Origin of the sequence: Pseudomonas sp. SIMBA_067, assembly GCF_046534675.1 — a bacterium.
Classification (GTDB): domain Bacteria; phylum Pseudomonadota; class Gammaproteobacteria; order Pseudomonadales; family Pseudomonadaceae; genus Aquipseudomonas; species Aquipseudomonas putida.
Genome location: NZ_JAWRYH010000322.1, coordinates 1 through 278 on the forward strand (window position 1 = coordinate 1; position 278 = coordinate 278).

The following is a 278-nucleotide window of genomic DNA, read 5'->3' on the forward strand; positions in this document are numbered from 1 at the left end:
GCTTCGACGATATGCCACAGTGCGGTCTGGCAGCTGCGACGCGCAAGGCCATCGCCTTTCGCGGTGTACTGACGATCCTTGATGATGTCGAGATAGAAGCTGCCCATCTCAAGTGAGCAGAACTGCATCAGACGCTGGATCACTTCGTGGAAATCGTAGTTCTCGTAAGAGGCAACGATATCGGCCTGTGCCGCCTGAGCGCGACCAACGGCCCAGCGATCCACCACCACCATCTCTTCCGGTTTCACCAGATCGGTCGCCGGGTTAAAGCCGCTGAG

1 protein-coding gene is annotated in these 278 nt (G+C 57.9%); it reads right to left on the bottom strand.

The annotated features are described in order from the left end of the window. Positions 1–278: class I tRNA ligase family protein (locus tag SB765_RS29290; protein WP_410932444.1), on the bottom strand; the 278-nt coding region annotated here is incomplete at both ends.